The organism is Paucibacter sp. M5-1, assembly GCF_027498415.2.
Classification (GTDB): domain Bacteria; phylum Pseudomonadota; class Gammaproteobacteria; order Burkholderiales; family Burkholderiaceae_C; genus Roseateles_E.
Genome location: NZ_JAPZLM020000001.1, coordinates 1,496,839 through 1,508,942 on the forward strand (window position 1 = coordinate 1,496,839; position 12,104 = coordinate 1,508,942).

14 protein-coding genes are annotated in these 12,104 nt (G+C 68.5%); 6 read left to right on the top strand and 8 right to left on the bottom strand.

Annotated features, from left to right (window positions below; all coding sequences use genetic code 11):
• Window positions 1–9 precede the first annotated feature (9 nt).
• The 5 genes from paaB to O5M90_RS06935 are packed head-to-tail and all read right to left on the bottom strand — an operon-like array spanning window position 10 to window position 3,891.
• Window positions 10–312, bottom strand: a complete 303-nt coding sequence (gene paaB, locus O5M90_RS06915) for a 1,2-phenylacetyl-CoA epoxidase subunit PaaB (protein ID WP_137941894.1) — start codon at window positions 310–312, stop codon at window positions 10–12.
• The gene (gene paaA / locus O5M90_RS06920) at window positions 309–1,316 is read right to left on the bottom strand and encodes a 1,2-phenylacetyl-CoA epoxidase subunit PaaA (protein WP_137941893.1); all 1,008 of its coding nucleotides are present in this window, start codon (window positions 1,314–1,316) and stop codon (window positions 309–311) included. The genes paaB and paaA overlap by 4 nt, the downstream gene beginning before the upstream one ends.
• A gap of 11 nt (window positions 1,317–1,327) precedes the next feature.
• Window positions 1,328–2,638, bottom strand: coding sequence for a phenylacetate--CoA ligase PaaK (paaK, locus tag O5M90_RS06925; protein WP_269840468.1), 1,311 nt, complete (start codon window positions 2,636–2,638; stop codon window positions 1,328–1,330).
• Window positions 2,635–3,072, bottom strand: coding sequence for a hydroxyphenylacetyl-CoA thioesterase PaaI (paaI, locus tag O5M90_RS06930; RefSeq protein ID WP_137941891.1), 438 nt, complete (start codon window positions 3,070–3,072; stop codon window positions 2,635–2,637). The genes paaK and paaI overlap by 4 nt, the downstream gene beginning before the upstream one ends.
• A gap of 6 nt (window positions 3,073–3,078) precedes the next feature.
• Window positions 3,079–3,891, bottom strand: coding sequence for an enoyl-CoA hydratase-related protein (locus O5M90_RS06935; protein ID WP_269840469.1), 813 nt, complete (start codon window positions 3,889–3,891; stop codon window positions 3,079–3,081).
• A gap of 143 nt (window positions 3,892–4,034) precedes the next feature.
• On the opposite strand from O5M90_RS06935, the gene O5M90_RS06940 reads away from it, so the two are divergent.
• Window positions 4,035–4,646, top strand: coding sequence for a phenylacetic acid degradation protein PaaY (locus O5M90_RS06940; protein ID WP_269840470.1), 612 nt, complete (start codon window positions 4,035–4,037; stop codon window positions 4,644–4,646).
• Here the strand turns inward: O5M90_RS06940 and O5M90_RS06945 are convergent.
• Genes O5M90_RS06945 through O5M90_RS06955 form a run of 3 tightly spaced genes read right to left on the bottom strand, consistent with a single transcriptional unit; the run spans window position 4,624 to window position 7,860 of the window.
• Window positions 4,624–5,442, bottom strand: coding sequence for a TIGR03915 family putative DNA repair protein (locus O5M90_RS06945; protein ID WP_269840471.1), 819 nt, complete (start codon window positions 5,440–5,442; stop codon window positions 4,624–4,626). The two genes, O5M90_RS06940 and O5M90_RS06945, sit on opposite strands and share 23 nt — an antisense overlap.
• On the bottom strand, window positions 5,439–6,683 hold the full coding sequence (locus tag O5M90_RS06950) for a putative DNA modification/repair radical SAM protein (RefSeq protein ID WP_269840472.1): 1,245 nt from the start codon (window positions 6,681–6,683) through the stop codon (window positions 5,439–5,441). The genes O5M90_RS06945 and O5M90_RS06950 overlap by 4 nt, the downstream gene beginning before the upstream one ends.
• A 55-nt stretch (window positions 6,684–6,738) precedes the next feature.
• Window positions 6,739–7,860 (bottom strand): YbdK family carboxylate-amine ligase, encoded by a 1,122-nt coding sequence (locus O5M90_RS06955; protein WP_269840473.1) that lies wholly within the window; start codon window positions 7,858–7,860, stop codon window positions 6,739–6,741.
• A 217-nt stretch (window positions 7,861–8,077) separates the two neighbouring features.
• Here O5M90_RS06955 and moaA point away from each other — a divergent pair, with 217 nt between their 5' ends.
• From moaA to O5M90_RS06980, 5 genes are all read left to right on the top strand, one after another.
• Window positions 8,078–9,190 (top strand): GTP 3',8-cyclase MoaA, encoded by a 1,113-nt coding sequence (gene moaA, locus O5M90_RS06960; RefSeq protein ID WP_269840474.1) that lies wholly within the window; start codon window positions 8,078–8,080, stop codon window positions 9,188–9,190.
• Between the two features lie 3 nt (window positions 9,191–9,193).
• On the top strand, window positions 9,194–9,772 hold the full coding sequence (locus O5M90_RS06965) for a GNAT family N-acetyltransferase (protein WP_137941884.1): 579 nt from the start codon (window positions 9,194–9,196) through the stop codon (window positions 9,770–9,772).
• A complete protein-coding gene (moeA, locus tag O5M90_RS06970) occupies window positions 9,769–11,052 on the top strand; it encodes a molybdopterin molybdotransferase MoeA (RefSeq protein WP_440401904.1) in 1,284 nt (427 codons plus the stop codon). Before O5M90_RS06965 ends, moeA begins: the two co-directional genes overlap by 4 nt.
• A 146-nt stretch (window positions 11,053–11,198) precedes the next feature.
• On the top strand, window positions 11,199–11,549 hold the full coding sequence (locus O5M90_RS06975; RefSeq protein WP_137941882.1) for a hypothetical protein: 351 nt from the start codon (window positions 11,199–11,201) through the stop codon (window positions 11,547–11,549).
• Window positions 11,550–11,552: 3 nt separating this feature from the next.
• Window positions 11,553–12,098 carry a cell division protein FtsI gene (locus O5M90_RS06980; RefSeq protein WP_269840476.1) on the top strand — a complete coding sequence of 182 codons (546 nt, stop codon included), beginning with the start codon at window positions 11,553–11,555 and terminating at the stop codon, window positions 12,096–12,098.
• Window positions 12,099–12,104 lie beyond the last annotated feature (6 nt).

Below are 12,104 nucleotides of genomic sequence, written 5' to 3' on the forward strand. Positions count from 1 at the left end.
GTGGACCGATTACATATGGTTCAGGGATTCGGGCAGCTCGTAGAAGGTCGGGTGGCGGTACACCTTGTCTTCCATCGGGTCGAAGTACATGCCTTTCTCGCCCGGGTCGCTGGCGACGATCTGGCTGGACAGCACCACCCAGATGCTGGTGCCTTCCTGGCGCCGGGTGTAGACATCACGCGCCATCTGCAGCGCCATCTTGGCGTCGGCCGCATGCAGGCTGCCGCAATGCTTGTGGTCCAGGCCCGCCTTGTTGCGCACGAAGACTTCCCACAGCGGCCATTCGGTCTGGGTCGAGGTATTGCTAGTCATGCTGCTTGTTCCTTGGTTGCTTGCTTGCGCGCATGGGCCAGCGCGGCCTCGCGCACCCAGGCGCCGTCGTCCCAGGCCTTGACGCGGGCGCCCAGGCGCTCGCGGTTCATCGGGCCGTCGCCGTTGACGACACGCCAGAACTCGGCCCAGTCGATCGCGCCGAAGTCGTGTTCGCCGCGCTCGGCATTCCACTTCAGGTCGGGGTCGGGCAGGGTCACGCCGAGGATGTCGGCCTGCGGCACCGTGGCGTCGACAAACTTCTGGCGCAGCTGGTCATTGGTGATGCGCTTGATGCCCCAGCGGATCGACTGCTCGGAATTCGGCGAGTCCTTGTCGGCCGGGCCGAACATCATCAGCGAGGGCCACCACCAGCGGTTCACCGCGTCCTGCACCATGGCCTTCTGCTCGGCCGTGCCCTCGCGCATGATGACCAGCAGGCTCTCATAGCCCTGGCGCTGATGGAAGCTCTCCTCGCGGCAGACACGTATCATCGCCCGCGCATAGGGCGCATAGGAGCAGCGGCACAGCGGCACCTGGTTCATGATGGCCGCCCCGTCCACCAGCCAGCCGATCACGCCGATATCGGCCCAGGTCACGGTGGGGTAGTTGAAGATCGAGCTGTACTTGGCCTTGCCGCTGTGCAGCGCGTCCAGCATCTGGTCGCGGCTGGTACCCAGGGTCTCGGCGGCCGAGTACAGATACAGGCCGTGGCCGGCCTCGTCCTGCACCTTGGCCAGCAGGATCGCCTTGCGCTTCAGGGTCGGTGCCCGCGTGATCCAGTTGCCCTCGGGCAGCATGCCGACGATCTCGCTGTGCGCATGCTGGCTGATCTGCCGCACCAGGGTCTTGCGGTAGTGGTCCGGCATCCAATCCTTGGCCTCGATGAAGTCGCCGGCGTCGATGCGGGCCTCGAAGGTTGCCTCGCGCTGCATCTCCTCGGCGCTCTTGATCTTGCTGCTGCTCGGCGCGTCCTGCGGACCGACGCTCATGGCTTGGGTGTACATATGAAAGCTCCTTACTTCGGACGCTGGTCGATCACACGACGGGCCTTGCCCATCAGCGTGCGTTCAATCGAATCGGGGGCGCCGATATGCACCTTGGTGCTGACGCCGATCAGGGTCTTGATGCGGTGCTGCAGCGATTTGGCAATGGCGCCGACATCGGCCGCGCCGACCGCCGCTTGCTGCAGCTCGCAGCGCACCTCGACCGCATCGAGCAGGCCCTCGCGGCTGACGACGATCTGGTACTGACCGCTCAGCTGCACCTCCTGCAGCACCAGCTCCTCGATCTGGGTCGGGAACAGATTGACGCCGCGGATGATCAGCATATCGTCGCTGCGGCCGACGATCTTGCCCATGCGGCGCATGCTGCGCGAGGTCGGTGGCAGCAGCCGCGTCAGGTCGCGGGTGCGGTAGCGGATGATGGGCAGAGCTTCCTTGGAGAGCGAGGTGAAGACCAGTTCGCCCTCCTCGCCGTCCGCCACCGGCTCGCCGGTCTCGGGGTTGATGATCTCGGGATAGAAATGGTCTTCCCAGATCACCGGGCCGTCCTTGGACTCGATGCACTCGTTGGCAACACCTGGCCCCATCACCTCGGACAGGCCGTAGATGTCGACCGCGTCGATGCCGGCCTTGGCCTCGATCTCGCGGCGCATCGCCTCGGTCCAGGGCTCGGCGCCGAAGATGCCGACCTTCAGCGAGGACTCGCGCGCATCCAGGCCCTGGCGATTGAACTCCTCGATGATCACCTGCATATAGCTGGGCGTGACCATGATGATGTCGGGCTGGAAGTCCTGGATCAGCTGCACCTGCTTCTCGGTCTGGCCGCCGGACATCGGAATCACCGTGCAGCCGGCGCGCTCGGCACCGTAATGCGCACCCAGGCCGCCGGTGAACAGGCCGTAGCCATAGGCGATGTGGATGATGTCGCCGGGCCGGCCGCCCGAGGCGCGGATCGAGCGGGCCACCAGATTCGCCCAGGTGTCGATGTCCTTGGCGGTGTAGCCGACCACGGTGGGCTTGCCGGTCGTGCCCGATGAGGCATGGATGCGCGAGACCTGCTGGCGCGGCACCGCGAACATGCCGAAGGGGTAGTTGTCGCGCAGGTCCTTCTTGGTCGTGAACGGGAACTTGGCGATATCGGCCAGGGTCTTCAGATCCGAGGGATGCACACCCTGAGCATCGAAGGCGGCCTTGTAATGAGGCACGTTCTCGTAGGCATGCTGCAGGCTCCACTTCAGGCGCTGCAACTGCAGGGCCTGCAGCTCATCCAGGCTGGCGCGCTCGATAGGCTCCAGATCGCCGGGGGCGGGCGTTTTGACGGTCATTCAGAAACTCCTTGAACGATGGGCTTGCCCTTGATCCGGTAGGACTTGCCGCGAAACACGGCCACCAGTTCCTCGCGCTGGTTGCGCACGGTGATGTCGTAGACACCGGTGCGCCCGGCCAGATGCACTTCCTCGCCGACGGCGGTCAGCCGGTCGCCCAGCTTGCCGGGCGCGACGATGTCGACGCTGAATCCCGAGGCCACGGTGAGCTCGTTGTGCGAATTGCAGGCGAAGGCAAAGGTCGAGTCGGCCAAGGTGGTGATCAGGCCGCCGTGGCAGATCTCAAAGCCGTTGAGCATGTCCTCGCGCACCGTCATGGCCAGCGTGGCGCGGCCGGGAGCGATGGACAGGATTTCCATCCCGAGCGCCTTGCTGGCGCGGTCGTTCGCGAACATCGCATCGCGCACGGCTTCGGCAATTTGTTGGGCATCCATGGGCTGTCAGCGGTCCGTGAACGTGGGCTTGCGCTTTTGCAAGAAGGCGGCCGTGCCTTCCAGATAGTCGGGGCTGAAGCCCAGCCGGCTCTGCAGCTGCGACTCGTTCTTCAAGGCCGACTCGTAGTCCATCAGCAGGCCGTCGTCCAGGGCCCGGCGCGTCGCGGCCAGGGCCTTGACCGGCATCTGCGCCAGCTTCTGCGCCAGCGCCTGGGCCGTGGCGGCCAGCTCGGCATCGGGCACGGCGCGGTAGATCAGGCCCATGGCCACAGCCTGCGCAGCCGGCAGCTTGTCGCCCAGCAGCGCCAGCTCCAGCGCCTTGGCACGGCCGACCAGGCGCGGCAGCAGCCAGGTGCCGCCGCAGTCGGGCACCAAGCCGATCTTCGAGAAAGCCTGGATGAAGCTGGCACCCTCGGCCGCCAGCACCAGATCGCAGCTCAGCGCCAGGCTGGCGCCGGCGCCGGCCGCAACGCCGTTGACTGCAGCGATCACCGGGATCGGCATGCCGCGCAGGCGCAGCGCCAGCGGGATGTAGTAGTTGTCGAGCAGATGACCGATGTCCTTGGGTGTCTCGCCCGGTTCCAGCGGCGGCTTGATCAAAGGGTCGGACAGATCCTGGCCGGCGCTGAAACCGCGCCCCGCCCCGGTGATCACGACACAGCGCACCGTGCCGTCCTCGGCGGCGGCCTCCAGGGCCTGGCGCAGCTGCACCAGCAGCGCGGTGGTGAACGCATTCAGCGCCGCAGGGCGATTCAGCGTCAGGGTGCGCACGGCGCCCTCTTGGCTGATCAGCAGCAAGGCCTCGGTGGTGGCTGTCATCGTGTTGGTCTCACTCCATCGCTGTCGGCCAAACACTCTTGACCGACCGGTCGGTAGATCGTAAGGTGCAGCTTGATTTGGCGCAAGCCCAAGATTCAAGGGTTATCCCGAACTCACCCAACCTACTGCCCGGAGACAGATCCATGCCCTGCTATGCCATCGACGGCGTCACCCCGGTTGTCCATCCCAGTGCCCACGTCCACCCGACGGCTGTGCTGATCGGCGATGTGATCGTCGGACCCGGCTGCTATATCGGCCCCTGCGCCTCCTTGCGCGGCGATTTCGGCCGCATCGTGCTGATGGAGGGCGCCAATGTTCAGGACACTTGCGTGATCCACGGCTTCCCGAAGTCGGAGACCGTCGTCGAGGCCAACGGCCATATCGGCCATGGCGCGGTGCTGCATGGCTGCGTGGTGCGGCATGACGCGCTGGTCGGCATGAACGCGGTGGTGATGGACGAGGCCGAGGTCGGGGCCTGGAGCATCGTCGCGGCCTGCGCTTTTGTGCGCGCCGGACTCAAGCTGCCGGAGAAGTCGCTGATCGCCGGGCTGCCGGCCAAGGTGATGCGGCCGCTGAGCGAGGACGAGCTGCGCTGGAAGAAGGAAGGCACCGAAACCTACCAGCAGCTGACCCGGCGCTGCCAGGCCAGCCTGGTCGAGGTGCCTCCGCTGGCGGCCGAAGAGGCTGACCGGCCGCGCCTGCCGGATTCCAACTACGGCAGCTTGCAGGCGCTCAAGGGCGGCGCATCGGCTTGATGCGCCGCGCCGGCGTCGGCTGAGCCTCCACCATGGCCTCGCTGCGCGCCTGCGCTGCGGCGGCCAGCGGGGCGATCAGCGCCGCCTCGGGCAGGTTTTTCCAGTAGCGGCGCGGCATCTCCTTGGCCATCATCGCGAGCTTGAGCCGGGCCGGGTTGAAGATGTTCTCGTAATAGGTCAGCCATAGCGCCGCGCCCGGATCGGCCGGCGGCAGGCCGCTGCGGTCCACGCCGGGGCCGGTGTGCAGGCGCTCGCCGTCCCATTCGATCGAACGCTCAGGCGTGAAGATGGCCCAGCGCATCTGCGCGAAGCGGCGCACGAAGAACGGGGCATTGGCCTCGACCACATGGTGCTCGGGCTCGAACCAGGCGATATGGCGCAGCGCCTCGCCCTCACCATGGGGGAAGAAGCGCACGAAGGCGCGCATCTTGTGGATCTCGCGCCCCACCTCGCGCGCCAGCTGGGCGGCGGCGCGGCGGTCCGGGTCGAGCTCGTCCCGTCGCAAGACCTCGTCGCGCTCGTTCACCAGCCGCCACAGCAGCCTGTAAAGCAGATGAAAGCGGCCGGGGTCGCGATGCAGCAGCGCGGACTCGCACAGCGGCGCCATCCAGGCCGGCACGCAAAAAGGCTTCGCGGGAGCGTCGTCGATGACGACCGCATCATCGGCCCACAGCCCTGGTGTGCCGCGCTCGGTCCGCCAGACCAGCTGATCGGGGGCGACGCCCCGCGTCAACAGCTGGCGCGCCGCGCGCCTGAAACCGTCGATATCGGTCGGCCCCTGAAGGCTGACGATCATGCGAACAGCGCCTGCTGGTGCGGCACCGGCGCCGCCCGCACGGTCGCACCGGGCCTGTGACCGTCGACGCACACGAACGGCAACACCTTGCCCGGCGACACCCGCAGCGCCCTCAGATCCTCGGCACGCAGCCGCCGCACGCGGCGCGCCTGCAGCAGCTTGTCCACCGAGCCGACGCCCAGGCCCGGCACGCGCACCAGCAGTTCGCGCGGCGCGGCATTCAGATCGACCGGGAAGCGTTCCGGATGCGCCTGCGCCCAGGCCAGCTTGGGATCGACATCCAGGCGCAGCAGCCCGTCATCGGCCGCGATGATCTCGCGGTGCTCAAAGCCGTAAAAGCGCATCAGCCAGTCGGCCTGGTAGAGCCGGTGCTCGCGCATCAGCGGCGGCGCGGTCAAGGGCAGGGCCTGCGATGCATCGGGAATCGGACTGAAGGCCGAGTAGTAGACGCGCCGCATCCGGTACTGGCCGTACAGCGCGGCGCTGCTGGCCAGGATGCTGCGGTCGTCGCTGGCGTCGGCGCCGACAATCATCTGCGTGCTCTGGCCGGCCGGCGCAAAGCGCGGCGGGGTGGCCGCGCGCGGCGCGGCGCCCGGCAGCGCGCGTACCGGCGCCGGCTTGGCGCCCTCCTCGCGCGCCTGATCGATATGCAGCTTCAGCCGGCCCATCGAGCGGCGGATCGCACCGCCGTTCTTCTCGGGCGCCAGCGCCTGCAGCCCCTGCTCGGTGGGCATCTCGATATTGATGCTGAGCCGGTCCGCATAGCGGCCGGCGCGCGCCAGCAGTTCGGCGCTGGCATCGGGGATAGTCTTCAGGTGGATGTAGCCGCGGAAGTCATGGGCCTCGCGCAGCCGGCGCGCCACCTCGACCACCTGCTCCATCGTGTGGTCCGGGCTCTTGATGATGCCGCTGGACAGGAACAGCCCTTCGATGCAGTTGCGGCGGTAGAAGTCCAGGGTCAGGTCCACCACCTCCTCGACCCGGAAGCGCGCCCGCGCCACATTGCTGGACGAGCGGTTGACGCAGTACAGGCAGTCGTACTGGCAGTGATTGGTCAGCAGCAGCTTCAGCAGCGAGATGCAGCGACCGTCCGGCGCATAGCTGTGGCAGATGCCCATGCCCTCGGTGGAGCCGATACCGCGCCCGCCCAGCGAGTCGCGCGAATCGCTGCCGCTGGAGGCGCAGGAGGCGTCGTATTTGGCGGCGTCGGCGAGGATGGCGATTTTGCGGTTCAGGTCCATGGCGCAGGGGATGATAACTGTTTAAATATACAGTATCCATACCGCCTGCAGACACTCAATCCTGGGCCCAGCGCTCGCAAGAAGCCTTCACGACGGCCGGCAGATCCAGGCCCTGCTCCTCATGCAGGCCGCGCAGCCATTGGGCATCGCCGCCCCGCTGCGCCACCAGCATGGCCAGCTCGGTCAGCGCCGCCACCGCACCCAGGCGCTCGGCCGTCGGCATCAGGGTCTGCAGCAGGGCCGCCAGGCTCTCCGCCAGCGGCTGCTGGGCGCCGCTTTGCGGGCAGACCAGCACCGCATCGAGCCCGAAGCGGCAGGCCTGGAAGCGGTTGTAGCTATAGACCAGTTGGTCGTCGGCATGCGGCTTGATCGGCTTGTCTTGCAGCAGCCAGGCTGCCAGGCACTGCGCGAAGCCGGCCAGCGCCGCCGCACGCCGCACCGTCAGCGGCGTGTCCAGCACCCGGATCTCTATGGTGCCGAACTCGGGCTTGGGCCGGATGTCCCAGTAGAAATCCTTCATGCTGGCGACGATGCCGGTGCGCTCCATGCGCGCGAAGTAGCGACCGAAATCCTCCCAGCGCAGCTCGAAGGGCGCGGTGCCCGACAGCGGGAAGGCCAACACGGTGTTCAGCCGCGCCGACTGGAAGGCCGTGTCCGCTCCCTGCACATAGGGCGAGGACGCGGCCAGCGCGATGAAGTGCGGCACATAGCGGCTCATCGCCTGCAGCAGCCACAGCGCGCTGTCGCCGTCCGGGCAGCCGATATGGATGTGCTGGCCGAAGACCGTGAACTGCTTGGCCAGATAGCCATAGAGCTCGCTGATCTGCAGGAAGCGCGGCTTGTCGTAGATCTGCCGCTCGGTCCATTGCTGGAAGGGGTGGGTGCCGCCGCCGCAGATCGCGATGCCCAGCGGCTCGGCCTCCTTCAGCAGCGCATCACGGGTGAAGCTCAGCTGCTGCAGCAGCTCGGCATGGTTGGCGCAGACACCGGTGCAGACCTCGATCATCGAGAGCGTGATCTCCGGCGTCACCGCGCCCGGCAGGCCGGCGTTGTCCAGCCGCGCCAGCAGCTCGTTGGCGGCCGGCATCAGATCACCATCGGCCGGATTGATCAGCTGCAGCTCCAGCTCCACACCCAGGCTGAGCGCCTGGGATTTGGCAAAGTCTTGCAAAGGCATGGCGCCCTCCTCTCATCGAATCAACAGGCTTCACTGTAGGTCGCCTGCGGCCCCGCACCGCCCGGCCGCAGCCGGGTCGCGGCCTTGTCCTACAGCGCCCCGGCCGCCACACCTACGCCCCACCTACGCCCTACCCAGCCCTGCTGTTCCTGCCCCAGCGCAAGCCCGGGCAAGACCCCGGCACACGGCGGGGCCGGGTGCAGGGCAAAATGCCCGCATGACCGACCGCGTGATACCTCTGCTGGACCAGCGCTTCGCCAGTCCCCGGCTCCCCGTGCCCGAGCATCCGCAGGCCCCCACCGGCCTGCTGGGCGACGCGCTGGGCCGGCCGCTGCGCGATCTGCGCATCTCGGTGACCGACCGCTGCAACTTCCGCTGCAGCTACTGCATGCCCAAAGAGGTGTTCGACAAGTACCACGAGTTCCTGCCGCACGCCGAGCTGCTGAGCTTCGAGGAGATCACCCGCCTGACCCGCTTGTTCGTCGCCCATGGCGTCAGCAAGCTGCGCCTGACCGGCGGTGAGCCGCTGCTGCGCCGCCATCTGGAGCGCCTGATCGAGATGCTGGCCGAGCTGCGCACGCCCGAGGGCGCCGCGCTGGACCTGACGCTGACCACCAATGGCTCGCTGCTGGCCAAGAAGGCCCGCGCGCTGAAGACTGCGGGCCTGCAGCGCGTCACCGTCAGCCTGGACGGGCTGGACGATGCGGTGTTCCAGCGCATGAACGATGTCGGTTTCCCGGTGGCCGAGGTGCTGCGCGGCATCGAGGCCGCCCAGGCCGCAGGCCTGGGGCCGATCAAGGTCAATATGGTGGTCAAGCGCGGCACTAACGAAGACCAGATCCTGCCAATGGCCCGCCATTTCCGGCACACCGGCATCGTGCTGCGCTTCATCGAGTACATGGATGTCGGCGCGACGAACGGCTGGCGCATGGACGAGGTGCTGCCCTCGGCTCAGGTGCTGGAGCTGCTGGGGCGTGAATTCGAGCTGAGGCCGCTGTCGGCCAGCGCCCCGGGCGAGACCGCCGAGCGCTGGGCCTATGCCGATGGCGGCGGCGAGATCGGCCTGATCTCCAGCGTCACGCAAGCCTTCTGCGGCGACTGCAACCGCGCCCGCCTGTCCACCGAGGGCAAGCTCTACACCTGCTTGTTCGCGCACAGCGGCCATGACCTGCGCGCGTTGCTGCGCGGCGACTACAGCGACGCCCAGATCAGCGGCGCACTGGGGGCGCTGTGGGGTGGCCGCAGCGACCGCTATTCGCAGCTGCGCGCCTCGCAAGCCCCCGAGGCAGCGACCGCGCGGCGGGTCGAGATGCACTACATCGGGGGCTAAGGCATGCAGGCCCAGTCCGCCAGCGCCCTGCCCGTGCCCCGGCTGCCACCCGGCTGCGAGCTGCGCGTGCTGAAAGCCGAGCAACTGGAGGCCTACAAAGGCCTGCGCGACGCGATGCTGGCGGCCCACGAGGAAGCCTTCACCTCGGATGCCGCCACCGAGCTGGCGCGCAGCGCCGAGAGCTATCGCAGCCGGCTGAGCCTGGGCGCCGGTGGCGCCAATCTGTTCACGCTGACCGCCTGGATGGGGCCGCGCCTGGTGGGCGCCGTCTCCTGCGAGCGCGAGCCCCGCGAGAAGGTGCGGCATCTGGCCCATCTGATCGGCATGATGGTGGCCGACGATGTGCAGGGCCTGGGCATAGGCCGCGCCCTGCTCTACAGCGCACTGCGCCTGCTGCAGGCCGAGCTGGGCATCGAGCAGGTGACCCTGTCGGTGACCCGCAGCAACCAGCGCGCCGTGACCCTCTACACCCGCATGGGCTTCGAGCGCTATGGCTGCCTGCCCCGCGCGATCAAGCTGCCCTCGGGCGACTACCTCGACAAAGACCTGATGCGCCTGGACCTGCGCAGCCTCCACCCATGACAACGACCACCAGCCTCCAAGAGATCGCCTCCTGCCTGTCCGGCTACGACCCGCAGGCGCTGCGCGTCGAGCTGGCGCAGGACTTCATCGCCCGGCTGGTGCCACGGGTCGCGGCCGTCGAGCAGCTGGCGCTGCGCAGCGCGCTGGGCAGGGTGCTGGCCGAGGACATTGTCTCGACGATCAACGTGCCGGCCGGCGACAACTCGGCGATGGACGGCTATGCGCTGCGCGGCAGCGATCTGAGCACCGACAGCGATGGCGATATCCGGCTGCAGCTGGCCGGCACCAGCTTTGCCGGCGGGCCGGCCGGGCAAGACCTGGCCCCGGGACAGTGCCAGCGCATCATGACCGGCGCGCTGATGCCGCCGGGGCTGGACACCGTGGTGCCGCAGGAGTTCACCCGGCTTGACGGCGACATGGTGGTCATACCGGCCGGCCTGCTGCGCGCCGGCGACAACCGCCGCCTGGCCGGCGAGGATCTGGCGCTGGGCCAGGTGGCGCTGGCCGCCGGCAAGCGATTGCGCCCCGCCGACCTGGGTCTGCTGGCCTCTCTGGGCCGCGCCGAGGTACCGGTGCGCCGGCGCTTGCGCGTGGCCATGCTGTCGACCGGCGACGAGCTGCGCTCGATCGGCGAGCCGCTGTCCGCCGGCTGCGTCTACGACAGCAACCGCTATACCTTGTGGGCGCTGCTGCAGCAGCTGGGCGTCGAGGTGCTGGACCTGGGCGTCGTGCGCGACGACCCGGCGGCGCTGCGCGCGGCCTTCGAGACGGCGGCGGTCAGCGCCGACGCCATCATCAGCACCGGCGGCGTCAGCGTCGGCGAGGCCGACCACACCAAGCGCGTGATGGCCGAGCTCGGCGAGGTGCTGTTCTGGAAGATCGCGATGCGCCCGGGCCGGCCGATGGCCATCGGCCGCATCAATCAAGCCATCCTGTTCGGCCTGCCCGGCAATCCGGTCGCGGTGATGGTGACCTTCTACGCCTTTGTGCGCGAGGCCCTGCTGGCCATGGCCGGCGCGGCGCCGCAGCCCCTGCCCTGGCTGCGCGCCGCCTGCCTGCAGCCGCTGCGCAAGAAGGCCGGCCGCACCGAATACCAGCGCGGCATCGTCAGCCTCGCCCCCGATGGCGGCTGGCAGGTGCAGATCACCGGCAACCAGGGCTCGGGCATTCTGTCGAGCATGAGCCAGGCCAACGGCCTGGTGGTGCTGGGCCACGAGCAGGGCGATGTGGCGGTCGGCGAGCTGGTCGATGTGATGCCCTTCGAGGGCTTGAACGGCTGAGCCCTGCGCTGCACTTCTGTGTCCTGCTGCACAGCTGAGCAGCAGGGCGCCGACAGCGCGGCAAAGCGCCGCTTTCCGACGCTTCAGCGCGGACCTCGGGTGGGCGGGTCTCCCTAGGATGCAGACATCCCAGAACGGAGGTCTGCATGACGAACACGATAGGCGCAACACCCCCTGCCGCGAGCGCGGCGCCCCTGAGCAGCAATGCCCGCACGCCCGCCGCCGAGGCCGCGCAGCCCACGGCCGGCCAGGCCAGCGCCGGCGATGTGATCTGCGCCTTCAGTCCGGCCGGCCTGGCCGCCCTGTCGGAGGTGGCGCAGCAAGGCCTTGAGCAAGGCATCGATCAGGTGGTGCAACTGGCGCAGGACAGCGGTGATCAGCTGCTGCAAGGTCTGGGTGCGCTCAGCGAGGGCGCACAAAGCCTGGTCGAGGGCGCTGCGCCTTACGCGACCCTCGGTGCGCTGGTGCTGGGCCAGCTGATGAGCGAGCGGGCCTGAGCGATGCGCGCCCTCGCATCGACCGGCCTGCTGGCGCTGCTGCTGGCCGGCTCGCAAACCGGCTGTGCGCTCGTCAGCCCGCTGCCGACCTGGGAGTTGGTCAAGGCCGCCGGCGCCGCCACCTCGACCGCCATCGCCTACGGCCCGGGCCGGGCCGTCAACACCGTGCATCACGGCGACGCGCCGCCGCGCAGCGTCTGCATCGAATACAACCGCGAGGTCCAGATGGCCGACCTGGTGCCGGCGCTGCAGGCCGAGCTGCGCGAGCTGCGCATCAGCAGCCGCGTCTACTCGGCCGGCACCGCCCCGCCCGACTGCGAGACCTGGCTGCGCTATGCCGCCAGCATCCAGTGGGACATTCCGCCGCTGGCCGAGGGCTACCGGGCCTATGTCAACGCCGCGACGCTGAGCCTGCACAAGCTCGACGGCCGCCTGATCGCGCACAGCAGCTATGCGCTGGATGGCGATCTGCGCAGCAGCAAATGGGCCAGCACACGGCGCAAGCTGGCCCCCGTCGTCAAGGCCGTCATCACCGGTTTCGAGAGCTGAGCACAT

Bases quoted from the DNA above. Each gene is read 5' to 3' on its own strand.
- paaB (WP_137941894.1), bottom strand. From the start codon at position 312: ATGACTAGCAATACCTCGACCCAGACCGAATGGCCGCTGTGGGAAGTC.
- paaA (WP_137941893.1), bottom strand. From the start codon at position 1,316: ATGTACACCCAAGCCATGAGCGTCGGTCCGCAGGACGCGCCGAGCAGC.
- paaK (WP_269840468.1), bottom strand. From the start codon at position 2,638: ATGACCGTCAAAACGCCCGCCCCCGGCGATCTGGAGCCTATCGAGCGC.
- paaI (WP_137941891.1), bottom strand. From the start codon at position 3,072: ATGGATGCCCAACAAATTGCCGAAGCCGTGCGCGATGCGATGTTCGCG.
- O5M90_RS06935 (WP_269840469.1), bottom strand. From the start codon at position 3,891: ATGACAGCCACCACCGAGGCCTTGCTGCTGATCAGCCAAGAGGGCGCC.
- O5M90_RS06940 (WP_269840470.1), top strand. From the start codon at position 4,035: ATGCCCTGCTATGCCATCGACGGCGTCACCCCGGTTGTCCATCCCAGT.
- O5M90_RS06945 (WP_269840471.1), bottom strand. From the start codon at position 5,442: ATGATCGTCAGCCTTCAGGGGCCGACCGATATCGACGGTTTCAGGCGC.
- O5M90_RS06950 (WP_269840472.1), bottom strand. From the start codon at position 6,683: ATGGACCTGAACCGCAAAATCGCCATCCTCGCCGACGCCGCCAAATAC.
- O5M90_RS06955 (WP_269840473.1), bottom strand. From the start codon at position 7,860: ATGCCTTTGCAAGACTTTGCCAAATCCCAGGCGCTCAGCCTGGGTGTG.
- moaA (WP_269840474.1), top strand. From the start codon at position 8,078: ATGACCGACCGCGTGATACCTCTGCTGGACCAGCGCTTCGCCAGTCCC.
- O5M90_RS06965 (WP_137941884.1), top strand. From the start codon at position 9,194: ATGCAGGCCCAGTCCGCCAGCGCCCTGCCCGTGCCCCGGCTGCCACCC.
- moeA (WP_440401904.1), top strand. From the start codon at position 9,769: ATGACAACGACCACCAGCCTCCAAGAGATCGCCTCCTGCCTGTCCGGC.
- O5M90_RS06975 (WP_137941882.1), top strand. From the start codon at position 11,199: ATGACGAACACGATAGGCGCAACACCCCCTGCCGCGAGCGCGGCGCCC.
- O5M90_RS06980 (WP_269840476.1), top strand. From the start codon at position 11,553: ATGCGCGCCCTCGCATCGACCGGCCTGCTGGCGCTGCTGCTGGCCGGC.